The organism is Mesorhizobium sp. M0306 (genome assembly GCF_040321655.1).
Classification (GTDB): Bacteria; Pseudomonadota; Alphaproteobacteria; order Rhizobiales; family Rhizobiaceae; genus Mesorhizobium.
Genome location: NZ_JAMYRY010000021.1, coordinates 84890 through 108254 on the forward strand (window position 1 = coordinate 84890; position 23365 = coordinate 108254).

General features: G+C 63.9%; 17 protein-coding genes. 10 read left to right on the plus strand and 7 right to left on the minus strand.

The window, feature by feature from the left end:
- Positions 1-46 precede the first annotated feature (46 nt).
- The 3 genes from NKI95_RS24135 to NKI95_RS24145 all read right to left on the minus strand — a co-directional run bounded on the left by NKI95_RS24135 (position 47) and on the right by NKI95_RS24145 (position 5791).
- On the minus strand, positions 47-2608 hold the full coding sequence (locus tag NKI95_RS24135) for a GcvT family protein (RefSeq protein ID WP_352719715.1): 2562 nt from the start codon (positions 2606-2608) through the stop codon (positions 47-49).
- 273 nt (positions 2609-2881) lie between these two features.
- Complete coding sequence (locus NKI95_RS24140) at positions 2882-3145, minus strand: hypothetical protein (protein WP_023676533.1); 264 nt, start codon at positions 3143-3145, stop codon at positions 2882-2884.
- Between the two features lie 156 nt (positions 3146-3301).
- Entirely contained in the window at positions 3302-5791 is a 2490-nt protein-coding gene (locus NKI95_RS24145) for a mechanosensitive ion channel family protein (protein ID WP_352719716.1), read from the minus strand.
- A gap of 210 nt (positions 5792-6001) precedes the next feature.
- Here NKI95_RS24145 and NKI95_RS24150 point away from each other — a divergent pair, with 210 nt between their 5' ends.
- From NKI95_RS24150 to NKI95_RS24165, 4 genes are all read left to right on the plus strand, one after another.
- Positions 6002-7261, plus strand: coding sequence for a sarcosine oxidase subunit beta (locus tag NKI95_RS24150; RefSeq protein WP_352719717.1), 1260 nt, complete (start codon positions 6002-6004; stop codon positions 7259-7261).
- Positions 7262-7331: 70 nt separating this feature from the next.
- Positions 7332-7628, plus strand: a complete 297-nt coding sequence (locus NKI95_RS24155; protein WP_352719718.1) for a sarcosine oxidase subunit delta — start codon at positions 7332-7334, stop codon at positions 7626-7628.
- Positions 7625-10621 (plus strand): sarcosine oxidase subunit alpha, encoded by a 2997-nt coding sequence (locus NKI95_RS24160; RefSeq protein ID WP_352719719.1) that lies wholly within the window; start codon positions 7625-7627, stop codon positions 10619-10621. The genes NKI95_RS24155 and NKI95_RS24160 overlap by 4 nt, the downstream gene beginning before the upstream one ends.
- Positions 10614-11201 (plus strand): sarcosine oxidase subunit gamma, encoded by a 588-nt coding sequence (locus NKI95_RS24165; protein WP_352719720.1) that lies wholly within the window; start codon positions 10614-10616, stop codon positions 11199-11201. The genes NKI95_RS24160 and NKI95_RS24165 overlap by 8 nt, the downstream gene beginning before the upstream one ends.
- A gap of 20 nt (positions 11202-11221) precedes the next feature.
- Here the strand turns inward: NKI95_RS24165 and NKI95_RS24170 are convergent, their stop codons facing one another.
- Positions 11222-11920: a nitroreductase gene (locus NKI95_RS24170; protein ID WP_352719721.1), complete on the minus strand. Its 699-nt coding sequence runs from the start codon at positions 11918-11920 to the stop codon at positions 11222-11224.
- A gap of 80 nt (positions 11921-12000) precedes the next feature.
- Here NKI95_RS24170 and NKI95_RS24175 point away from each other — a divergent pair, with 80 nt between their 5' ends.
- From NKI95_RS24175 to NKI95_RS24200, 6 genes are read left to right on the plus strand one after another with little or no spacing between them, the layout of a single operon-like run.
- Positions 12001-12225 carry a hypothetical protein gene (locus NKI95_RS24175; protein WP_352719723.1) on the plus strand — a complete coding sequence of 75 codons (225 nt, stop codon included), beginning with the start codon at positions 12001-12003 and terminating at the stop codon, positions 12223-12225.
- A 2-nt stretch (positions 12226-12227) separates the two neighbouring features.
- Positions 12228-12815, plus strand: a complete 588-nt coding sequence (locus NKI95_RS24180; RefSeq protein ID WP_352719724.1) for a helix-turn-helix domain-containing protein — start codon at positions 12228-12230, stop codon at positions 12813-12815.
- A gap of 13 nt (positions 12816-12828) precedes the next feature.
- Entirely contained in the window at positions 12829-15282 is a 2454-nt protein-coding gene (locus tag NKI95_RS24185; protein ID WP_352719725.1) for a GcvT family protein, read from the plus strand.
- On the plus strand, positions 15279-16178 hold the full coding sequence (locus NKI95_RS24190) for a homocysteine S-methyltransferase family protein (protein WP_352719727.1): 900 nt from the start codon (positions 15279-15281) through the stop codon (positions 16176-16178). The genes NKI95_RS24185 and NKI95_RS24190 overlap by 4 nt, the downstream gene beginning before the upstream one ends.
- A complete protein-coding gene (locus NKI95_RS24195) occupies positions 16178-17359 on the plus strand; it encodes a pyridoxal phosphate-dependent aminotransferase (RefSeq protein WP_352719729.1) in 1182 nt (393 codons plus the stop codon). The genes NKI95_RS24190 and NKI95_RS24195 overlap by 1 nt, the downstream gene beginning before the upstream one ends.
- Entirely contained in the window at positions 17356-19830 is a 2475-nt protein-coding gene (locus tag NKI95_RS24200; protein WP_352719731.1) for a GcvT family protein, read from the plus strand. The genes NKI95_RS24195 and NKI95_RS24200 overlap by 4 nt, the downstream gene beginning before the upstream one ends.
- A 6-nt stretch (positions 19831-19836) precedes the next feature.
- On the opposite strand, the gene NKI95_RS24205 is transcribed toward NKI95_RS24200, so the two are convergent.
- The 3 genes from NKI95_RS24205 to NKI95_RS24215 form a co-directional block, all read right to left on the minus strand.
- Positions 19837-20418 (minus strand): NAD(P)H-dependent oxidoreductase, encoded by a 582-nt coding sequence (locus NKI95_RS24205; RefSeq protein ID WP_352719732.1) that lies wholly within the window; start codon positions 20416-20418, stop codon positions 19837-19839.
- Positions 20419-20628: 210 nt separating this feature from the next.
- Complete coding sequence (locus tag NKI95_RS24210) at positions 20629-22026, minus strand: FAD-binding oxidoreductase (protein ID WP_352719755.1); 1398 nt, start codon at positions 22024-22026, stop codon at positions 20629-20631.
- On the minus strand, positions 22026-23327 hold the full coding sequence (locus NKI95_RS24215) for a cytosine deaminase (RefSeq protein ID WP_352719734.1): 1302 nt from the start codon (positions 23325-23327) through the stop codon (positions 22026-22028). Before NKI95_RS24215 ends, NKI95_RS24210 begins: the two co-directional genes overlap by 1 nt.
- Positions 23328-23365: the final 38 nt, after the last annotated feature.

Below are 23365 nucleotides of genomic sequence, written 5' to 3' on the forward strand. Positions count from 1 at the left end.
GCACTACTCGGGCTGCCTGTGTGGAGAATCGGCAAGCAAGCAACGTTCAGCTGCGCGGATTGAGGTTCTCCGGGTCGTAGAGCGGCCTGTAGCCGACGGCGGCCACTTCGACCGGGTATTTCTCGCCGAAATATTCGACGCTCAGCTTGCGGCCCTCCTGGCAATAAGCCCAGGGCAGGTAGGCGAGCGCGATGTTCTTGCCGAGGGTCGGACCATAGGCCACCGAGGTCGTGAACGACCGACGGCCGAGCTCGTCGACCAGCGTCTCACCGGTTTGCGGATCCATCACCGGCATCATGCCGACCGGATAGCGGGGAACGCCGTTGGAATCGGTATTGTCCGTCATGATAAGCGTGCAAAGCATGGCCGGCTGATGCGCCCGGGCGCGATATTCCAGATGCTTTGCCTTGCCGCAGAAATCGGCCTCCTTGACCTTCGGGCGGGCAAGGTCGGCTTCCAGCAGATTGTATTCGGTCAACAGATCCGCGTTCTGCAGGCGCAGGCTCTTCTCCATGCGGCGGCTGTTGGCATAGGTCTCGACGCCAAAGGCCATCACGCCGGTCGACCGCAGCGCGTCCCAGACGGCCAGGCCGTCCTCGTAGCGCATATGCAGTTCCCAGCCTTGCTCGCCGACATAGGAGATGCGGAAGGCGGTCACGTCCTTGCCGGCGATCCTGACGGGCTTGATCGCGGCAAAGGGAAAATTCTCAGGCGTCAGTCCGTCGGGGTTTTCCACGACCTTGCCCAATGTTGCCCGCGCGTTCGGACCCCAGATGCCGACGGTCACATATCTCTCGGTCACATCGGTGACGGTAACGTCGAAGCCTTTGTCCTCTGCCGTCCGGCGCATGTACTGGAAGTCGCGCGGCCCGGCATCAGCGCCGTCGATGACGCGGCAGCGGTCGGCCATGCGGATGACGGTCAGGTCGGCGCGGACCATGCCTTCCTCGTCGAGGAAATGCGTATAGATGCCCTTGCCGATATTGCCGTCGCCGCCGATCTTTGCCGCGCACAGCCATTCCATCAGCGCGACATGATCGGGACCTTCCACGTCGTACATGGCGAAATGCGAGAGGTTGACGATGCCGCAATCCTCGCTCATGGCGAGATGCTCGGCATTCGAGACGCGCCAGAAATGGCGGTTGTCCCATTCGTTTTGGCGCACCGGCACCCGGTTGCCGTATTTCTCGAGCAAATGCTCGTTGGCGGCGTAGCCGTGGGCGCGCTCCCAGCCGCCGAGCTCCATGAAATAGCCGCCGAGTTCCTTTTCGCGCTCCCAGAAGGGCGAGCGGCGGACATTGCGGGCCTTGGAGAAGGGCTCACGCGGATGCACCGCCGGGTTGTAGACCTTCATCGCGGTTTCGGTGCAGCGGTCCCAGATGAACTGCTCTTTGGTCTGGTGCGGATAGAAACGCGAATAGTCGATGGCGTGGTGGTCGATCGCCGTGCGGCCGTCCGTCATCCAGTCTGCGATGAGCTTGCCCATGCCGGGGCCGTCCTTGACCCAGATGGCAACGGCATACCAGAGGCCCCTCACCTTCTGGCTTTCGCCCATCGATGGGCCGCCGTCCGCCGTCACCTGCAGCAGGCCGTTGAAGGAATGGCTCTCATTGTAGCCCAGCTCGCCCAGGATCGGCGTCAGTTCCATGGCGCGCTCGAGCGGCGCCAGGATCTGCTCCATGTCGAGATCGCGTTGCGACGGCGAAAGCCGCGCCTCGTTTTTCTCGAGAATATCGCGCGGATGGCAAAGGCGCGGATTGGTCTCTTCGTAATAACCCCATTCGATCTGCCCGCCTTCGGCGGTCTTGGGGTCGCCGGTATCGCGCATGTAAGCCGAGTTGCCCTGGTCGCGCAGCAGCGGCCAGCCGATCTCCTTGCCGGTGCCGGCGAACTCAGTGTACGGCCCGAAGAAGGTAAGCGGATGGTCGATCGGCATGACCGGCAGGTCCTCGCCGGCCATTTCCGCAATCAGCCGTCCCCAGATGCCCGTGCAGACCACGACATAGTCGGCCTCGATGGTGCCGCGGTCGGTCACCATGCCCTTGATGCGGCCGTTCTCGATGACGAGCGACCTGGCCGAGGTGTTGGCAAACGCCTTGAGTTTGCCGGAGGCTTCCGCCTGGTCGACAAGCTTGCCGGCGACGGTCTGCGAGCGCGGGATGACGAGGCCGGCGTCGGGATCCCACAGGCCGCCCTGTACGATCTGTTCTTCGATCAGCGGGAATTTTTCCTTGATCTCGGCGGGATCGATCAGGCGGGCGCGTGTGCCGAAGGCCTTCGCCGAGGCGATCTTGCGCTTGATCTCCGCCATGCGGGCGTCGTCGCCGACGCGGGCGACCTCAAGGCCGCCGATGCGCGCGTAGTGACCCATCTTTTCGTAGAAATCGATGGAATAGAGCGTCGTCCAGCACGACAGGAAGTCATGGCTGGTCGTGTAGCAGAAGTCGGAAGCGTGCGCCGTCGAGCCGATATCGGTCGGAATGCCTGATTTGTCGATGCCGACAATATCGTCCCATCCTCGCTCGATCAGGTGATGGGCGACCGATGCGCCGACGATTCCGCCCAGCCCGACGATGACGACCTTCGCCTTTTCCGGAAACCCTGCCATTGCCCGCGACTCCAAGATGCTATTGCGGCCGACTATAGGGCGGCGCGGCGGCGCGCTTGCAGCCTGTTTGCGACATCGCAAAAAAAGCCCGCGCCACCAGCCCGTCGAATGCAGTTAGACCTACGCCTACGCCTTCGCCCTGCTCAGTACGAAGGCGCTGCCAGAGGCCGTTCTGCGCAGCTTCGAAGAAAAGTGCATGCCTTCCACGCCGATTACCGATAGCAAATAAAAGGCCGGGCGTTTGCCCGGCCTTCAAAAATCCTGGCGTCGACTTTACTTGATGCGCGCGACGCCGCCCGAGATCTCAATGGTTTCCGAACCGGTCAGCGCCTCGAGGTCGCCATTCGGCAAGGTAACAAAACAGCCGCTCGGGCAAAATTCCACGGTTTCGCCGGCGGCCAGCGCCAGCTCGGTCTTGCCGCCGCCTTCCGTCACGATCAACGTGCGGGTCTCGGCGTCCTTGTTGACCGCGCTGGCGGCATGGGCCGAACCGCCCACGGCCAGAAAAGCGATGGCGGCGACGAGAGACTTCCACATTTTGCAATATCGGTGTTGCCACCGCCCCTGTTGCATTTCGCAAGGCATTCTCGCCGTTTGCAGGTGAGCTTATATGCAATGCAAGCTGAACGGCAACTGAATGCCGCATTCATGCCGCAATTGGTTTCCGAAGGCTTGAAGGCAAGCTCCAAACAGCTAGTCAGGATCGGGCTTCCGCACCTTGCGTCCCGACTTGGCGAGACGTTTCGCCTCGACCGCCGCAAGTGCTTTTGCTTGTTCCCGCTCGGCGAATTCGACTTCGATCTTGTCGTCGTCGATCGGCCACGCCTCGTGCTTTTTGGTCTCGACGACGGCGCGCGGCGTAGACGGAATTTCGATATGCTGGTCGGCGAATACATCGAAGATGGCAAAGCGGATGTCGTTCTGGACGATATTGCCACTAAGAACGTCTGCCAGGAACACGCGAATCTCGAATTCGAGCGCGGCCGGGCCGAAATTGGAAAACAGCACGAAGGGTTCCGGGTTTTTCAGCACCAACGGATGACTGCGCGCAATCTCCAACAGGACGCCATGCACGTGCTTAACGTCGCTGCCATAGGCGACGCCGACCTTGATGTCGACGCGGCCGAGCTTGTTGCGGTGCGTCCAGTTGCCGACCGCATTGTTGATCAGGTTTGAATTGGGCAGGATCACCGATTGCCGCTGGAACGTCTCGATCTCGGTGGCGCGTACGCTGATCTTCTTGACCGTGCCGCTGATGTCGCCGGCGACGATCCAGTCGCCGACCTTGAACGGCCGCTCGGCCAACAGGATCAGACCCGACACGAAATTCGAGACGACATTCTGCAGGCCGAAACCGATGCCGAGGGACAGGGCGCCGGCGACCAGCGCGAGATTGGAGAGGTCGATACCGGCCGCCGAGATGCCGACCAGTGCCGCGACCGCGACGCCCGCATAACCGACCGCCAGCCGGATCGAATTGCGCACGCCGGTGTCGACCCGGCCGCGCGCCATCACCGAGCCGTCGAGCCAGCCCTGGAACCAGCGCGTCAGGAAATAGCCGATGATGAAGACGACGACGCCGGTGAGGATGCCGGTGACCGAGATCGTCACCGAGCCGATGGTGAGGCCGGTCGCCAGCTTGTAGGCCCACGCCTGGATGTCGCCGGGCTGGAAGCCCCACATCAACAGGATCAGCGGCAGGAACACCAGCACGATCATGATGTTGATGGCCGCGCTGACGACAAGCCCGAGCTGGTCGAGCGCGGTCGCTTCATAGCTTGAATTGGCCGATAGCCAGCGCCCGATCGAAGTGTTGGCGAAACCGCCTTCCTCGCCGATCGCCCGCGCCGACAGGAAGCCGATATAGGCAGTGACCAGGATCGTGCCGGTGACCACGACCTGCACCGAGACGAAAATGGCAAGGCCGATAAAGCCGAGCAGCGCCGAGGCGACGGTGAATAGCCCCAGCGCGACGGCGGTGTAGCGCAGCCATGCCGGCCACGGGCGCCAGCTCCCGTCGGCAGCCTTGAACGGCTTCAGCAGGCCCATCAGGATCAGGATGACGCCGACGCTGATGGTGGCGACAAAGCTTCTGGCGATGGTCAGCGACAGCGGCGAGCCCATCTTGTCGTTGACGACCGACAGGAAATAATTGATGCCGATGGCGACGGCCATGGCAGTGGTCAGCCGCACCAGCCAGCGCGCCGGGCCGGTTTCGACAGGGATCAGACGCCAGTTCGGCAGCCGCGGTTCCAGCGCCGCATTGGTCAGCCGGTTGACGCAGAACACCACCGCGATAACGGCAACCAGCGCATTCAGGAAGATGCCGATGTCGCCGCGCAACACGTTATAGTAATTGAAGAAGAAAATGGTCGAGACAAGGAAGACGCCAACCGCCAGCGTCGGCAGCAATGTCGACCAGAACGCCACCGACAAGCGGCTGAGGTAGGAGGGATCCTCGACGGAAGGATCGGCTTCGAAGACGCGGCCGAACAGGCGCCGCCCGCCGACGAAAAGCACAGCAGCCAGCGCGAGCGCCATCAGGGCCGCGGCAAGAATGGCCTGGAACTTGAACTTGAAGGCGAAGCTCAGCCAGGACGACACCGCCTTATAGAAACTGGTAAATTCGTCGTTGGCGTCGGAAATGACCTCGGGGCTCAATGCATCCGACAGCACGTAGCGCTTGGTGAGCTGATTGCGGAACAGCTGGCTGCGCATGTTGCCGATCTGCTCGATCAGCCCGCTGATGCGGATCGACAGGGTTTGCGCCGTGGCGATGACGGCATTGATTTCGGCTTTTTCGGAGGCCAGCGCCTGGCGTTCGCCGGTCACGATATCGGGCTCGGCCGGCTGGCCCGCGGCCGGCGGCGGGCCCAGCTGCTCGAGCCGGCTGTTGATCTCGCTCAGCCGCGGTCGGAAAGCGAGCGCGCTGTTCAGCGACGCACGCGACATTTCTTCCAGTTGCAGCCGAATATCGACAAGGCTGGCGTCGTCGTCGCCGTCCTGCTGGATCTTCTTTTCGAGGTTGTCGGTCTTCGTCGTCAGGTCCTGGAGGATTTTCTGCTGATCGCTGGCCAGTCCCGCAGGCGCCTGGCTAAGCCCTTGCGCCACCGCTCGCAACGAAAGCGGCGCCGTGGCGACAACCGCCAGGACCAGAACGAAACGGAGCAGTCGGAAAAGCATGATTGTCTGGCGACTCACGGGCGATAAGGCGTTCTAAAGGCCCGCTCTTGATAAAGACCGACATATCTGGGGGCAAGCCGTCCCTGACGGCCCGCTTTCGAAGTCGGCCAATCGAAGTCGGGGAGTCGAAAAGCGATGGCGCAATCTTGGCTTTGCATTGGCGGCCTGCTCTATAGTCTGCCGCAAAGCCTGAAATGGATGACAATAAGAATGGCGGAATATTCGGCCTTTTCGCTTCTCAAGAACGCGCTGACCGGAAACAAGGACTGGAAGCCGGCCTGGCGCAAGCCCGACCCGAAAGCGTCCTACGACGTGATCGTCATCGGCGGCGGCGGCCATGGCCTGTCGACCGCTTACTATCTAGCCAAGGAGCACGGCATCACCAATGTCGCGGTGCTGGAGAAGGGCTGGCTCGGCTCCGGCAATGTCGGCCGCAACACCACGGCGGTCCGTTCCAACTATCTCCTGCCGGCCAACACGCGCTTTTACGAGCATTCGATGAAGCTGTGGGAGAACCTGGCCCATGACCTCAACTACAACGTCATGTTCTCGCAGCGCGGCTGCCTGAACCTCGCCCACACACCTGCCCAGCTCGACGACTATGCCCGGCGCGGAAACGCCATGCGCCATCTCGGAGTCGACGCCGAACTGATGACCACGGCCGAGATCGCGCGCCTGGTGCCGGCGCTCGACGTCTCAGCCACCGCGCGTTTCCCGATCGTCGGTGGCCTGATGCAGCGGCGCGCCGGCACCGCCCGCCACGACGCCGTCGCCTGGGGCTATGCGCGCGGCGCAGATCGCCGCGGCGTCGACATCATCGAAAACTGCGAGGTCACCGGCTTCCTGCGCGACGGCGACCGCATCACCGGCGTCACGACGACGCGCGGCGAAATCCGCGCCAAAAAGGTAGCGGTGGCGGTGGCCGGCAGCACCGGGCGGGTCATGGGACTTGCCGGCATCGAGACAATGCCGATCGAGAGCCACGTGCTGCAGGCCTTCGTCACGGAATCGCTAAAACCCTTCATCGATACGGTCCTGACCTTCGGCATGGGCCATTTCTATATGTCGCAATCGGACAAGGGCGGCCTCGTCTATGGCGGCGACCTCGATGGCTACAACAGCTACGCCCAACGCGGCAGCCTGCCGATCGTCGATGAGGTGATGAGCGAGATGCTGGCGCTGTTCCCGGGGCTCGCCCGCGTCCGCATGCTGCGCTCCTGGGGCGGTGTCTGCGACATGTCGATGGATGGCTCGCCGATCATCACCACCGGCCCGTTGCCGGGCATGTATCTCAATTGCGGCTGGTGCTATGGCGGCTTCAAGGCGACGCCGGCTTCCGGTTGGTGCTTTGCCTGGACCATCGCCAAGGACGAGCCGCACGATCTCAACGCGGCCTTCACGCTCGACCGCTTCTACCGTGGCCTGGTGATCGACGACAAGGGCCAGGGCGCCACGCCCCGGCTGCATTAGGCCATGATCCCGAAAAGTGGAAACCGGTTTTCGGAAACGATCATGGTCAAACGAGAAGTTTAAGAAATCCATGCTCATCACCTGCCCCTATTGCGGTCCGCGCGACGTGATCGAATTCACCTATCAGGGCGACGGCAACCGCCAGCGCCCACAGCCCGCCTCGCAGAACCTCGACGCCTGGAATGCCTATGTCTACGACCGGCTTAACCCGGCCGGGGACCACAATGAGATCTGGCAGCATTCGGGCGGCTGCCGCGCCCATCTCAGGGTCGTGCGCAACACGCTGACGCACGAGATCTCCGGCACCGCGTTCGCGCGCGGCGACCACAACTCGGTTGCGCGGCACCGGGCCGAGGACAAGCCATGAGCCCGCGCCGTACCGAGGCCGGCGGCCGCATCGACCGGCTGCGTACCATCCGTTTCACCTTCGACGGCGCGCCCTATACCGGCCATGCTGGCGACACGCTGGCTTCGGCGCTGCTGGCCAACGGCGTCACCCTGTTCGGGCGTTCGTTCAAATATCACCGCCCGCGCGGCGTGCTGACTGCCGGCGTCGAGGAACCAAACGCGCTGGTCACCGTGTTGAGGGGCGAGGTTCGCGAGCCGAACATTCCTGCCACCATGGTCGAGATCTATGACGGGCTGGCAGCAATCAGCCAGAACCGCTTCCCCTCGCTTGCCTGGGACGTCAGCGCCGTCAACCAGCTCGGCGGCAAGCTTTTGTCGGCCGGCTTCTATTACAAGACTTTCATGGGACCGGTTATCGGTCCGCTGAAAGGCACGCGCTTCTGGATGTTCTGTGAGCATTTCATCCGCCGTGCCGCCGGCCTGGGCAAGGCAGGCACGGCTCCCGATACGGCGCGCTACGAACGTATGAATGCGTTTTGCGATGTGCTGGTGGTCGGCTCCGGCCCGGCCGGGCTGATGGCCGCCAAGGCGGCTGCCGATCAGGGTGCACGCGTCATCCTGGCCGAGCTCGAGCCGCATTTCGGCGGCTCGGCCAATTGGTCGGGCGAGACGATCGATGGCATGCCGGCCGCCGACTGGGTGGCCCGCGCCGCTGGCCAGCTTGAAGGCCGTGACAATGTCCGCCTGCTGCCGCGCACCACCGTCTGGGGCTATTATGACGGCAACACGCTTGCCGCGATCGAACGTGTCACCGACCACAAGGAAACGCCCGGCAAGGGCGAGCCGCGCCATCGCTACTGGACGATCCGCGCCAAATCGGTGGTGCTGGCTACCGGCTCCCTGGAGCGTCCGCTGGTCTTTCCAGGCAATGATCGGCCAGGCGTAATGCTGGCGCATGCTGCCGAGCGTTATGCCAATGAATATGGCGTGCTGCCCGGCGACAGGATCGGGGTGTTCACCAACAATGACAGCGCCTATCGCGCGGCCCTGGCGCTGAAGAAGGCCGGCGCCGTCGTCGTCGCCATCGTCGACGTGCGCCCGGAGCTTTCGAGCGAAATGCGCAAGCTGGCCCGCGAAGCGGAGGCCGAGATCTTTTCTGGCCACGCGGTGATCGCCACCGAGGGCGGCAAGGCGCTTTCCGGCTTCAAGGTGCAGCGCTTCGACATGGTCAACGGCGCGCTTTCCGGCGATGCGCGCAGCATCCACGCCGACTGCCTGCTGATGTCGGGCGGCTGGTCGCCGACCATCCATCTGGCCAGCCAGGCCGGCGCCAGAGCGGAGTGGAACGAAGCATTGCAAGCTTTCCTGCCGCCCAAGCCGACGACACGGCAATGGATCGGCGCCGGCGCCTTCACCGGCAGTTTCTCCACCGCCGAGGCGATCGCCGAAGGCCGCGCCGCCGGTCTTTCCGCTGCGGGCGCAACCGCCACGCCGGCGGCCTTGCCTGCCGTTGAGGCAGCACCTGGTGATCCCGATCCGGCGCCCGTGTTCGAGATCAAGGCCGAAGGAAAGAGCTTCGTCGATTTCCAGCATGACGTGACGGCGGATGACGTGCGGCTAGCGCATCGCGAAGGCTTCGTCTCGGTCGAGCATCTGAAGCGCTACACTACGCTCGGCATGGCGACGGACCAGGGCAAGAACTCCAACATACCCGGCCTCGCCATCATGGCCGAGGCGCTGGGCAAGCCGATCCCGCAGGTCGGCACGACGCGCTTTCGCCCGCCCTTTTCGGCGGTGTCGATCGGCTCGCTTGCCGCCGAACGCTTCGGCGATCTGAAGCCCGAGCGGCTAACGCCGATGCATGACTGGCACGTCGCCAACGGCGCCACCATGTATTCGGCCGGCCTGTGGTACCGGCCGATGATCTACGGCCATCCCGGCGAGACGATCGAGCAGGCCTATGTGCGCGAAGCGAGAGCCACGCGCGAGAGCGCCGGCATCGTCGACGTCTCGACACTGGGCAAGATCGCGGTGCAAGGCCCGGACGCTGCGGAATTCCTCGACCGCGTCTATACCAACATGTTTTCGGCGCTGGCCGTCGGCAAGGCGCGCTACGGGCTGATGCTGCGCGAGGACGGTCTCGCCTTCGACGACGGCACCACATGGCGGCTCGGCGAGCAGGATTTCCTGATGACCACCACCACCGCCAATGCCGGCAAGGTAATGCAGCATCTGGAATATTTCCTCGACGTGATCTGGCCGGAGCTCAAGATCCACGTCACCTCGGTGACCGACCAATGGGCCGGTGCCGCCATCGGCGGGCCGAAGGCCAGGCAGATACTGGCTGCTTGCGTCAGCGGCTCCGCCGTCGAGAATGCCGCCCTGCCCTTCATGGGCATCGTCCACGGCGAGATCGCCGGCGTGCCGGTGATGATCTGCCGGCTGTCCTTCTCCGGCGAAATGGCCTTCGAGGTCTATTCCGGCGCCGGTTACGGCACCCATGTCTGGGAGGCGCTGATCGAAGCCGGCAAGCCGTTCGGGCTGGTGACCTACGGGCTGGAGGCGCTGGGCACCATGCGCATCGAGAAAGGCCACGTCACCGGCGCCGAGATCGACGGCCGCACCACGGCACGCGATCTGCATCTCGACTGGATGCTGTCGAAGAAGAAGCCGTTCATCGGTTCGGCGATGATGGACCGCGAGGGGCTGATCGCACCCGACCGCCTGGAACTCGTGGGTATTGTCTCGCTGGACAACCAGCCGCTAAACGGCGGCGCGCACATCGTCGAGGAGCTTGACGAAGCCAATCCGCACGGCTCGCTTGGCCACATCACCGCTTGCTGCTATTCGCCGGCGCTTGGCAAATATATCGCGCTTGCCCTGGTCAAGGGCGGCAAGGCGCGGCGCGGCACGCGCGCTTATGTCTCCGATCCGCTGCGTAACCGGTTCGGGCCGGTCGAGATCGTCTCCAACCACTTCTTCGATCCGGACGGGAGCCGCATGCATGGTTGAGCGCCAATCACCGCTTGAGCCGGTACTGCATCCAGGCTCGCATGGCAAATTCGAGCACGGCGTCGAAATCATCCTCTCCGAAACCAGGCCGGGTTCCATCCTGCAGCTTGCCGCCTGGCCCGGCGAGGAGAAGAAGTTGATGGCCGGCATCCATGCGGTCACCGGCCTGGCTTTGCCCGACGGCGCCGGCGGCGGTGTCACGGACGGCATCAGGTCGGTGTTTGGCTTTGCGCCGGGAAAGTTCACTGTGGTCGATGAAGCCGAGGGATTGGCGTCGGCCTTTGCCAGTGTCGTCACTTCGGCCATCGGTACGGTGACCGACCTTTCGCACGGCCGCACCGCGATCCGTATCGCCGGGCCGAAGGCCGAGTGGGTGCTGGCAAAATTCTTCGCTATCGACTTCGCGCTGCCGGCCTTCCCGATCGGCGCCGGCCGCTCGACCATGCATCACGACGTCTTCGCGCAGATCCAGCGCACCGGCGCCGATCAGTTCGACATCTATGTGTTCCGCTCGTTTGCCCGCTCGTTCTGGAAGGCGCTCTGCCACGCCAGCGAGGAAGTCGGCTACGAAGTGCAGTAGCTAGACGGCGCGTCGTCACCTTACTCGGCGAACGTCACCCACTCTTCCAGCGGCGCGCGGTCGGTGCGGAAGGCATTTTCGGGCTTGGACGTATCCTCATGGCCGAGCGCCATGCCGCAGACGACGATCTCCTCGTCGGGGATGTTGAGCACCGGCCTGATCTGCCGGTGATAGGGCGCGAAGGCGGCCTGCGGGCAGGTGTGCAGGCCCCTGCCCCGCGCCGCGACCATGATGTTTTGCAGGAACATGCCGTAGTCGATCCACGACCCCTTGTTCAGCCGCCGGTCGACGGTGAAGATCATGCCGACCGGCGCATCGAAGAAGACAAAGTTGCGGTCATGCTGCGCACGCATCCTGTCGACCTCGCGCCGGCCGATGCCGAGCACGCCGTAAAGGCCGAAGCCGTTGGCCCGCCGTCGCGTCAGATAGGGTTCGAAGAACTGGTCGGGATAGTAGCGGTACTCGTCCCACTCGGCCTTTTCGGCGCGGATGCCCGAACTGAGGATGGCGTCGGTGATGCGCTGCTTGACCTCGCCTTTGGTCACATAGACCTTCCAGGGCTGCATGTTGGTGCCTGAGGGCGCGCGCGCGGCAACGGCGAGAATATCGCGGATGGTGTCGTCGTCGACCATGTCGGGCAAGAAGGCGCGTACGGACCGGCGCGAGGTGATCGCGTCATCGACGATCGCCGCCGCAATCCGGGAGTTGTTTTCCAGCATGGGCTGTCCCTTTGCGCATAATCCTGGACCCGGCTATCCGGAAAGGATCATGCGCCGACTAGAAGTGATGGAGCATCCTTGTGAGTTTCTATGAACGCTCGACGCCCTATCCGCCTCGACCGGACGCCCCACTCGCCGCTCGTGCGCCGAGCCTTTGCCTGAACCGTCAAAATGGCGCAAGTAAATCTTGTGGGTTCATGAAAATCATCTTGATTTTTTCACAGACCTGCGGTCACATGAAATTTGCCCAGAATTTTTCATCGAGTTTCTTCATTTTTCACCAAGCGATTCATCAAAGGGAGTAGCTTTGCCCTCGATCGCCGCAAGACCGGAACAAGATAACGGCGAACGACTGCTGGCCAGCGACATTCGCGCGTTGCGCAAGGCGCGCGGCCTGACGCTTGCCGAAATCGGGCTGAAGCTCGGCCGTTCCGTCGGCTGGGTCAGCCAGGTCGAGCGCGGCCTGTCGGTCCCGTCGCTCGGCGATCTCAGGGCCTTCGCCGAATTGTTCGGCGTGCCGGTCAGCCTGTTCTTCAGCCATGACGTGCCTGTCGAGACCGAACGCGGCGTGGTCGTGCGCGCCGGCAACCGGCGTACGCTTGGCACAAGCGATTCCGGCCTGGTGGAGGAGCTTCTGTCGCCGGATCTCGGCGGTAGCTTCGAGATGCTGCGTTCGGTCTTCGCCCCCGGTGCCGAGCTGAAGAGCGAGGCGCGCCGGCCGACTGAGGAAGCCGGTTACGTCGCGTCCGGCAGCTTCGACATCGAAATTGCCGGCGTCTGGCACCGGCTTGGAGAAGGCGACTCCTTCCGCTTTGACGGCAAGCCGTTCCGCTGGCGCAATCCTGGAGCGGAACCGGCTGTGGTGATCTGGGTGGTTTCGCCGCCCGTCTATTGATCTGGAGAAGAACATGGCCGGTTTGCCGACCACGGCGCGCGTGGTGATCATCGGAGGCGGTGCCGTCGGCGCCTCCTCGCTCTACCATCTCGCCAAGGCGGGCTGGACCGACTGCGTGCTTCTGGAGAAGAACGAGCTGACTTCCGGCTCGACCTGGCATGCCGCCGGCAACGTGCCGACTTTCTCCTCGTCATGGTCGCTGATGAACATGCAGCGCTATTCGACCGAGCTCTATCGCCGGCTGGCCGACGAGGTCGGCTATCCCATGAACTACCACGTCACCGGCTCGCTCAGGCTCGCCCATACGACCGAGCGTATGCAGGAATTCCAGCGCGCCAAGGGCATGGGCCGCTACCAGGGCATGGACATCGACGTGGTCGGCCCGGACGAGATCAAACGCCGTTATCCCTTCATCGAGAGGCATGAGCTGAAAGGCGCGCTCTACGATCCCAATGATGGCGATATCGACCCGGCGCAATTGACCCAGGCGCTGGCCAAGGGAGCCCGCGACATGGGCGCGAAGATCATCCGCTTCTGCCCGGTCACCGGCGTGCGCCGCGAGAACGACGAGTGGGTGGTCGAGACGGCGCAAGGCGAGATCCGCTGCGAGATCGTCGTCAACGCCGCGGGCTACCGCGCCGCCGAAGTCGGCAGGATGTTCGGCCGCGAGGTGCCGATGATGGTGATGAGCCATCAATATATCCTGTTTGAGGAAATCCCCGAACTGGCGGCGTGGTCGAAGGAACAAGGCAAGAAGCTGCCGCTGCTGCGCGACGTCGATACATCCTATTATCTGCGCCAGGAAAAGAACGGCATGAACCTCGGCCCTTATGAGCGCAATTGCCGCGCCCACTGGGTCGGCCACAACGATCCGATGCCCGACGACTTTTCGTTCCAGCTGTTTCCCGACGATCTCGACCGGCTGGAACACTATCTGGCCGATGCTGTCGCCCGCGTGCCGATCCTCGGCACCGCCGGCCTGTCCAAGGTCATCAACGGGCCGATCCCCTATGCGCCCGACGGCAACCCGCTGATCGGGCCGATGCCCGGCGTGCCGAACGCCTTCGAGGCCTGCGTCTTTACCTTCGGCATCGCCCAGGGCGGCGGCGCCGGCAAGGTGCTGGCCGAATGGGTGACGCAAGGCCAGACCGAATGGGACATGTGGTCGTGCGATCCACGCCGTTTCACCGCCTTTGCCTCGGCCCCGGATTATTGCGTCGCCAAGGGCATGGAGATCTACGGCAACGAATATGCCATCCAGTTCCCGCGCCATGCCTGGCCGGCCGGGCGCGACCGCAAGCTGTCGCCGATCCACGACCGCATCAAGGCACTCGGCGCCCGGTTCGACGCTTATAATGGCTGGGAACGCGCCACCTGGTATGCGAAGGCAGGCGACGACATCTCCGAAGAATCCACGCTGACCTTCCGCCGCGACGGGCCGTGGCAGCATCGCGTGCGCGAGGAATGCCTCGCCGTCCGCGATGCCGCCGGCATTTTGGACCTGCCGGGGTTTTCCCGTTTCAATCTCGACGGTCCGGGTGCCGCCGAATGGCTCAGCCTCCAGGTGACAGGCCTGGTGCCGAAACCCGGCCGCATCGGCCTCGTCTATTTTGCCGACGACAAGGGCCGCATCGTCACCGAAATGTCGGTGGTCCTCCACGACGAGAACCTGATGACGCTGATCACCGCCGCTGTGGCTCAGTGGCATGATTTCGAATGGCTGAAGTCGCGCATCCCGAAGGACGCCACATTCAAGCTGGTCGACAGGACGGAGGAATACTCCACCCAGATCCTCGCCGGCCCCAACTCGCGAAAAATCCTCGCCGAACTCTGCGCGGCCGACCTCACCCTGCCCTGGCTGACGCATCAGGAAACCAGTATCGCCGGACGTTCGGCAAAGCTGGTGCGCGTGTCCTTCGCGGGCGAGCTCGGCTGGGAAATCCACAGCAAGGTCGACGATACCGCAGCCATCTTCGACGCCATCTGGGCGGCCGGGAAGAGGCATGGCCTAAAACCGTTCGGCATGTACGCGCTGGATTCGCTCCGGCTCGAAAAAGGCTACCGTACGTGGAAGGGCGATCTGTCGACCGACTACTCGATCCTGCAGGGCGGGCTGGAGCGCTTCGTCAGATGGGACAAGCCCGACTTCCGCGGCAAGGCGGCGCTACAGAACGAGAAGCAGCAGGGCGTCAAGAAACGCTTTGTCACGCTGATCATCGAAAACCCCGGCGACTGCGATGCGCCCACCATGTCGACGCTGTGGCATGACGGCCGGATCGTCGGCGAGACGACATCCGGCGGCTGGGGTCATCGCATCGACAAGTCGATCGCGCTCGGCATGCTGCGCGCCGACCTCGCCGAGCCGGGAACCGCGGTCGACGTCGAGATCTTCGGCGAACGTTTTCGGGCGGTCGTGCAGAAGGATGAGCCGTTATGGGATCCAAAGAACGAGAGGCTCAGAGCATGAAGAAAGTCATCCTCACCGATGGCGGCATGGGCCAGGAGCTGGTCCGCCGCAGCAGTTCCGAGCCGACGCCGCTGTGGTCAGCCAGGGTGCTGATCGACGAACCGGATCTGGTGCGCGACCTGCATGCGGAATTCATCCGCGCCGGCGCCCGCGTCATCACCGTCAACACCTATTCAGCCACGCCGGAGCGGCTGGCGCGCGAGGGCGCGGAAGAGCTGTTCAAGCCGCTGCAGAAGCGCGGCATAGAACTGGCAAGGCAAGCACGCGACCAGGCCGGCGACGCGGCGATCGCCGGCTGCCTGTCGCCGCTGTTCGGCAGCTATGCGCCGGCGCTGACGATATCCTTCCAAGATACGCTTGACATCTATCGCCGCATCGTTGCCGAGCAGGCGGACGGCGTCGATCTGTTTCTGTGCGAGACCATGGCGTCGGCCGAAGAGGCGCGCGCGGCTGTCATCGCGGCGTCGGAAAGCGGCAAGCCCGTATGGGTGTCGTGGACGCTTGCCGACCACGGCACGCCGCGCCTGCGCAGCGGCGAAGCCATTGCGGCGGCCTCGGGCGCTCTTGACGGCCTGCCGGTCGCGGCCCGGCTGATCAATTGCTGCCGGCCCGAAGCGATCGCTGCAGCGCTGCCCGAACTGATCGCTCTCGGCGGTCCGGTCGGCGCCTATGCCAACGGCTTCACCTCGATTGAGGCGCTCAAGCATGGCGGTACCGTGGAAGTGCTGCACGCCCGCCACGACCTCGATCCGGACGCCTACGCCGGCCAGGCGATCGGCTGGGTCGAGGCCGGCGCCGGCATCGTCGGCGGCTGCTGCGAAGTCGGCCCCACCCACATTGCCACCCTGCGCGACCGGCTCGAACAGGCCGGCTACGAAATTTCGGGAGTAGCATAATGCCCAGACCATCATCGCGCATTTCCGGCATCGTGCCTTCCGGCAAGGATGGCTGGGAGGTTCATTCCGCTGCCTGGGCACGCAAACAGGCGGGCGAGGACATCATCATGCTGTCGGTCGGCGACCATGATTTCGACACGCCGAGCGAGACGATCGAAGCCTGCGTGACGGCGGTCCGCGCCAGCAATCACCACTACACTCCGCTTGCCGGCGTTCCGCGCCTGCGCAAGGCGATGGCCGCGGCGTCGACGCTCTGCACCGGCGTTGCGACAAATCCCGACCAGGTCATCGCCACGCCGGGTGGGCAAGCCGCGCTCTACGCGGCCATTCAAGCGGTTCTCGACCAGGGCGACCATGCCATCGTCGTCGCGCCCTATTACGCCACCTATCCCAATACCTTCAGTGCGGCGGGCGCCGAGTTCAGCATCGTCGAGACCCCCGCCGAGGATGGCTTTCAGCCGCGCGCCGCCGACATCCGCGCCGCCCTTCGGCCGAACACCCGCGCCATCCTGATCAACACGCCGAACAATCCCACGGGTGCCGTCTATTCGCGCGAGCGCCTGGAAGATCTGGCGCAGATCTGCCGCGAGCATGACCTCTGGCTGCTGTCGGACGAAGTCTACTGGACGCTGGGCGGCGGCGAGCACGTCTCACCACGCTCGCTGCCCGGCATGGCGGAACGCACGCTGGTCATCAATTCGATGTCGAAGAGCCACGGCATGACCGGCTGGCGCATGGGCTGGCTGACCGGGCCGGAACCGATGGTCTCGCTGTTGACCGACCTCAATCTGGTGATGACCTACGGCCTGCCGGCCTTCATCAGTCTCGCCTGCGCGGAGGCGCTCGAAAATGGCTACGGCGTCAAGGAGATCGCCGAGCGCTACGCCGCGAGGCGCACCGTCGTCCTCGATGCCATGCGTGGCATGAACAACATCACGGTGCGCGGCTCCGAGGGCGGCATGTACGTCATGCTCGACATATCGGCCATCGAGCCGGACGATGAGAAATTCGCCTGGGCTTTCCTCGACCAGGAAAAGGTCGGCGTCATGCCCGGCTCGAGCTTCGGCGAGGCTGCAGCCGGCCACATCCGCTTCAGCCTCTGCCAGCCTGAGCCGGTGCTGATGGAGGCTGCCACGCGCCTGCGCCGCTTCGCCTCAAGCTATCGCCGTGAGGCCGCATGAGCGCCCCGCCTACCAAAACCATTCCGACCAAGGCCATTCCTCCCAAAGCGAGGGCGGTCATCATCGGCGGCGGCGTCTCCGGCTGCTCGGTCGCCTATCATCTGGCCAAGCTCGGCTGGACCGATATCGTGCTGCTGGAGCGCAAGCAGTTGACGTCGGGCACGACATGGCACGCCGCCGGCCTGATCGGCCAGTTGCGCGGCTCGCAGAACATGACGCGGCTGGCGAAGTACTCGGCCGACCTCTACGTCAAGCTGGAGGCCGAGACCGATGTCGGCACCGGCATGCGCCAGGTCGGCTCGATCACCGTGGCACTGACCGAGGAGCGTAAGCACGAGATTTATAGGCAGGCGTCTCTCGCCCGCGCCTTCGATGTCGACGTGCGCGAGATTTCCCCCAACGAAGTCAAGGAGATGTACCCGCATCTTAATGTTTCTGATGTTGTCGGCGCCGTGCATCTGCCGCTCGACGGCCAGTGCGATCCGGCCAATATCGCCATGGCCTTGGCCAAGGGCGCGCGCCAGCGCGGTGCGACGATCCTCGAGAACGTCAAGGTCACCAAGGTCCATACCAGGGCCGGCCGCGTCACAGGCGTCTCCTGGGCGCAAGGCGACGAGCAAGGCACGATCGATACCGATATCGTCGTCAACTGCGCCGGCATGTGGGCACGCGAGCTTGGCGCCCAGAACGGCGTCACCATCCCGCTGCACGCCTGCGAGCATTTCTATCTCGTGACGGAACCGATCCCCGGGCTCTCCCGGCTGCCGGTGCTGCGCGTGCCCGACGAGTGTGCCTACTACAAGGAAGATGCCGGCAAGATGATGCTCGGCGCTTTCGAGCCGGTGGCGAAGCCCTGGGGCATGAACGGCATAAGCGAGGAGTTCTGCTTCGACCAGTTGCCGCAGGACATGGACCATTTCGAGCCGATCCTAGAAATGGGCGTCAACCGCATGCCGATGCTGGCCACCGCCGGCATTCACACCTTCTTCAATGGCCCCGAGAGTTTTACCCCCGACGACCGCTATTATCTCGGCGAGGCGCCGGAGCTTTCCGGCTACTGGATGGCGACCGGTTACAATTCGATCGGCATCGTCTCCTCCGGCGGCGCCGGCATGGCGCTGGCGCAATGGATCAATGACGGCGAAGCGCCTTTCGATCTCTGGGAGGTCGACATCCGCCGCGCTCAGCCGTTCCAGAAGAACCGCCGCTATCTCAAGGAGCGCGTCTCCGAAACGCTCGGCCTGCTCTATGCCGATCATTTCCCCTACCGGCAGATGGCAACCTCGCGGAACGTGAGGCGCTCGCCGCTGCACGAACATCTGAAGGCGCGCGGCGCCGTCTTTGGCGAGGTCGCCGGCTGGGAGCGCGCCAACTGGTTCGCTAGGCCCGGCCAGGAGCGCGAATACCGCTATTCCTGGAAACGGCAGAACTGGTTCGACAACCAGCGCGAGGAGCATCTGGCGGTCAGGAGCGGCGTCGGCCTTTTCGACATGACCTCGTTCGGCAAGATCCGCGTCGAGGGTCGCGACGCCTGCGCTTTCCTGCAAAGACTCTGCGCCAACAACATGGACGTGGCGCCGGGCAAGATCGTCTACACCCAGATGCTCAACCAGCGCGGCGGCATCGAGAGCGATCTCACCGTCTCGCGGCTGTCCGAAACCGCCTTCTTCCTCGTCGTGCCCGGCGCGACGCTACAACGCGACCTGGCGTGGCTGCGAAAACATCTTGCCGAGGAGTTCGTCGTCATCACCGATGTGACCGCGGCCGAAGCGGTGCTCTGCCTGATGGGCCCGGATTCGAGGAAGCTGATCCAAAAGGTCAGCCCGAATGATTTCTCCAATGACAACAACCCGTTCGGAACGTTTCAGGAGATCGAGATCGGCATGGGCCTGGCCCGCGCCCACCGCGTCACCTATGTCGGCGAACTCGGCTGGGAGCTTTATGTCTCGACCGACCAGGCTGCCCATGTCTTCGAGGCGATCGCGGAGGCAGGCACCGATGTCGGCCTGAAGCTATGCGGCCTGCACACTTTGGATTCCTGCCGCATCGAAAAGGCGTTCAGGCATTTCGGCCACGACATCACCGACGAGGACAATGTGCTGGAGGCCGGCCTCGGCTTCGCAGTGAAAACGGCCAAGGGCGATTTTATCGGCCGCGATGCAGTGCTGAGGAAGAAAGAAACCGGCCTGTCACGCCAGCTGGTGCAGTTCCGCCTGAACGACCCCGAGCCGTTGCTCTTCCACAATGAGGCGATCCTGCGCGACGGCACGATCGTCGGGCCGATCACCTCCGGCAATTACGGCCATCATCTCGGCGGCGCAATCGGGCTTGGTTACGTGCCTTGCAAGGGCGAGAGCGAGGCGGATGTGCTGTCGTCGTCCTACGAGATCGAGATCGCCGGCGAGCGCTTTGCGGCGGAAGCGTCGCTTAAGCCGATGTACGATCCGAAGGCGGAACGGGTGCGGATGTAGCGCACCTCAGAATGCGTCCATCCTGGCCGCGACCTTCGCCACGAACCTCGTCCGAGTCTCGTCGGTCGACAGGTTCATCGAATAATGCGCGATGTATGAAACCGACCCGCCGGGCTTGATGGTCGCACGCAGCACCCGCTTGACCAGCTTGCGCGGCGGGTCACCCATCAGCATGGCGCGGAACCGGCTGCCGCCATAGGTGGTGACCGCGACCACCTTGCGGATGTTGTGTAGTGACGGCTGCACCTTGCCGTCGACCAGCTTGAACGACACGCCGGGCAGGAAGACGCGATCGAAAAAGCCTTTCAGAATGGCCGGATAGCCGAAGTTCCACACCGGAAACGACAGCACCAGAGCGTCGGCCCGCAGCAAGCGCTCGACATAAGGCGACGCCGGATCGCCGTCGTTGCGCTCGCCGTGGTAGGACAGCCGTTCGGCCCGCGTCAGCCTGGGATCGAAACCCTCGGCATAGAGATCGCAGTCGTCGACCACATGGCCGGCGGCCTTCAGGCGCTCGACGATGGTCCGGTGCAGACCGGCATTGAAGCTGGTCTCGACCGGATGAGCGTAGAGGACGAGGATGTTCACCGGAGAACATCTCGCAGGTCAGCGCGAGGCACCCCCCTCTGCCCTGCCGGGCATCTCCCCCTCAAGGGGGGAGATCGGCTGTCAGTATCGCTTTCGCCAGTTGACGACGTTGGAAGATGGTCGAGACGATGGAACTGCCAATCTCCCCCCTTGAGGGGGAGATGGCCGGCAGGCCAGAGGGGGGTACAGCACCACACGCCCGTCATCGTCTCAACCCGTCTTCTCCAGCCCCTTAAACAGAAACGACTTGCCGGAGCGATAATCATAGTCCGGGTTTTCCCAGGCGATCATCTTGCCCGGATTGAGCAGCCCTTGCGGGTCGGTTTCGCGTTTGAAGGCGAGCTGCACCTCGTCGGTGCGCTTCATGCCGCCTTCTTCCAGCGTGTAGCGGTGCGGGTTGAAGATCCAGCAGCCATTGTCTTCGTGGATGCGGATGATCTCGTCCAGCCGCTCCGCCGTGGTGAAGCGCACCAGCGGCAATCCGGCGATGCCGATGGCGCCGTCGAAGCGGATAAATTCAAGATGCGCCGGCACCTCGTCGCCGAAGCGTTCGACCATCGCCTTGACATGACCGAGGTGGTCCGGCGACGGATAGCGGGTTTGCAGATAGGTGATCGTCGGATCGACGCGGATGGCGCGCAACGTGGTGTGGTTCCAGGTCAGCTCATAGGCCGGCGGTAGCCCCTTGAGATCGGCCTCCTTGTCGGCGCGGAAGACGATCTCGCCCTTGCTGCGCGTCGTGAAGGCGAGGAAGGCATCCATCGCATGCGGCGCGATCATCAGGACGACGATGCTTTGGCCGCGCCGGAAAAACCGCTGGTGCCGCTTGAAGTAATCGTAGGGGATGGGTGCTGCGATCGGCGTGATCAGTTTCGCCAGTATGCCGTCCTGGATGGCGAGGTCGTTGCCGAAGCCGGCCGCATCCATGAAATCGTCGAAGCCGACGATGACGTCGATCCAGTCATAGCTGGCGGTCAGCGGCATCTCGACTTCGGTGATGATGCCGTTGGTGCCATAGGCGTGCATCACCTTCAGCACGTCCTCGCCGGTGAGCTCCATGACACGTGGCTGTGCCTCCATCGTCACTGTCCTCAGCCGGATGACGTTGCCGAGGTCGCGCAGTCCGCCCCAGCGGATCGAGCCGATACCGCCGGAGCCGCCGGCGACGAACCCGCCGATCGATGCGGTGTTGTAGGTCGACGGCGACATGCGGAGTTCCTGGCCGGAATGCGCCCGCGTCGCTCTGTCGATGTCGGCGAGCACGGCGCCGGGGCCGGTGACGACACGGCCCGGCGCGATCATCTTGACCGCGTTCATCTCGGCGAGATTGAGCACCACACCGCCGGACAAGGGCATCGCTTGGCCGTAGTTCCCGGTGCCACTGCCGCGCGGCGTTACCGGGACGCCATGCCGATGACAGGCGGCGAGAATGCGGACGACCTCGTCTTCGGTTTTCGGCGTCACGATCAGGTCACCGGTGACGTGCTCGAGCTGCTGCTTCAGCACCGGGCTGTACCAATAGAAGTCGCGGCTCTTCTGCTGGACGATCGCCGGATGGTCGTCGACCTTGAGGCCGTCCAGGTCGCGCTTGAGCGCCGCAATGTCCATCATTCCACCATCAGATCATCGAGTTCGGCATAATCGGGCAGCTGGCGCTCGATCGCATGCCCGTCGCGCACGACGATGCGATCCGATTCGGGCCGCGACAGCAATTCCGTCCAGCTTCGCCCCCTGAAGACGACGAAATCGGCCGTCCCTCCGGCGGCAAGCGTGCCGAAACCATCGAGCCGCATCACCTTGGCCGGCGTTGCGGTCACAGCTTGCGGCCAGTCGGCAACGGGATGGTCGAAATGCAGGATGCGCGTCGCCATGCGATAGACCTCTAGCATGTCGAGATCGCCATAGGCGTAGAACGGGTCGCGCGTATTGTCGGAGGCGACGGCGACGGCAATGCCGCGCGCTTTCATCTCGTGCAGCAGCGTCACCCCGCGCCAGCGCGGCGTTGTCTTGTCGCCGCGCCGGTCCTGCAGATAGAGATTGCACATCGGCAGCGACACCACCGCCAGGCCGGCTTTGGCGACCTTGTCCAGCGTGTCGAGCACGTCGAGGTCGGGCTGGCGCGCCAGCGAGCAGCAATGGCCGACCAGGATGTTCCCGTCAAAACCGTTCCAAAGGGCTGCTTCGGCGATTTTCTTCAGCGAGATCGCCGAGACATCGTCGGTCTCGTCGGCATGGAAATCGAGGTCGAGGCCGTGCTTGATCGCCTGCGCAAACACCTGGTCCAGCAGTTCTTCGAGATCCGGCACCATGTAGGTGACGACGCCGAGGACACCCTTGGCCGCAGCCACCCGCTTGGCCAGCCTCTCGAACCACTTCCTGTCGCGCACGCCCTCGATGCCGAGTAGGCAGGCCGCCTGCAGCTCGATGCGGCCGCGCCATTTTTCCCGCATCGTCTCGAACACCGGCCAGGAGATCTCTTCCTGCGGCGCAACGCTGTCGAGATGCGTGCGCAGCGCCCTGGTACCGTGCGCATAGGCCGAGCGCAGCGAAAAATCCATGCGGCGGGCAACGTCGTCGGCGCTCCAGCGCGCCGCGCGGTCAGCTCCGGTTGCATTCAGCGCGCCCATGAAAGTGCCGTCGGGATTGGGCTTTCGAGGCCAGATATGGCCCTTGTCGATATGGGTGTGGCAGTCGACGAAGCAGGGCAGCACGATTCGGCCGGCGAGGTCGATTGCGTCTGCCGGTGCATTGGATCGGCTATGTCCGACAATATTGGAGATTCTGCCGTCTGCGACGGCGATATCGGCAAGCGCAAATCCGTCGGCGTCGAAGCCTCCAGCAAGGCCCGGCGTCAGCGACGCGTGAAGCCGGACATTGGAAAGATGGTAGGAACCAGAAGCTGGTATCAAGGCGTACCCCCCTCTGTCCTGCCGGACATCTCCCCCTC

Coding starts and splice junctions, on each gene's coding strand:
- NKI95_RS24135 (WP_352719715.1), bottom strand. CDS start 2,608: ATGGCAGGGTTTCCGGAAAAGGCGAAGGTCGTCATCGTCGGGCTGGGC.
- NKI95_RS24140 (WP_023676533.1), bottom strand. CDS start 3,145: ATGTGGAAGTCTCTCGTCGCCGCCATCGCTTTTCTGGCCGTGGGCGGT.
- NKI95_RS24145 (WP_352719716.1), bottom strand. CDS start 5,791: ATGCTTTTCCGACTGCTCCGTTTCGTTCTGGTCCTGGCGGTTGTCGCC.
- NKI95_RS24150 (WP_352719717.1), top strand. CDS start 6,002: ATGGCGGAATATTCGGCCTTTTCGCTTCTCAAGAACGCGCTGACCGGA.
- NKI95_RS24155 (WP_352719718.1), top strand. CDS start 7,332: ATGCTCATCACCTGCCCCTATTGCGGTCCGCGCGACGTGATCGAATTC.
- NKI95_RS24160 (WP_352719719.1), top strand. CDS start 7,625: ATGAGCCCGCGCCGTACCGAGGCCGGCGGCCGCATCGACCGGCTGCGT.
- NKI95_RS24165 (WP_352719720.1), top strand. CDS start 10,614: ATGGTTGAGCGCCAATCACCGCTTGAGCCGGTACTGCATCCAGGCTCG.
- NKI95_RS24170 (WP_352719721.1), bottom strand. CDS start 11,920: ATGCTGGAAAACAACTCCCGGATTGCGGCGGCGATCGTCGATGACGCG.
- NKI95_RS24185 (WP_352719725.1), top strand. CDS start 12,829: ATGGCCGGTTTGCCGACCACGGCGCGCGTGGTGATCATCGGAGGCGGT.
- NKI95_RS24190 (WP_352719727.1), top strand. CDS start 15,279: ATGAAGAAAGTCATCCTCACCGATGGCGGCATGGGCCAGGAGCTGGTC.
- NKI95_RS24195 (WP_352719729.1), top strand. CDS start 16,178: ATGCCCAGACCATCATCGCGCATTTCCGGCATCGTGCCTTCCGGCAAG.
- NKI95_RS24200 (WP_352719731.1), top strand. CDS start 17,356: ATGAGCGCCCCGCCTACCAAAACCATTCCGACCAAGGCCATTCCTCCC.
- NKI95_RS24210 (WP_352719755.1), bottom strand. CDS start 22,026: ATGGACATTGCGGCGCTCAAGCGCGACCTGGACGGCCTCAAGGTCGAC.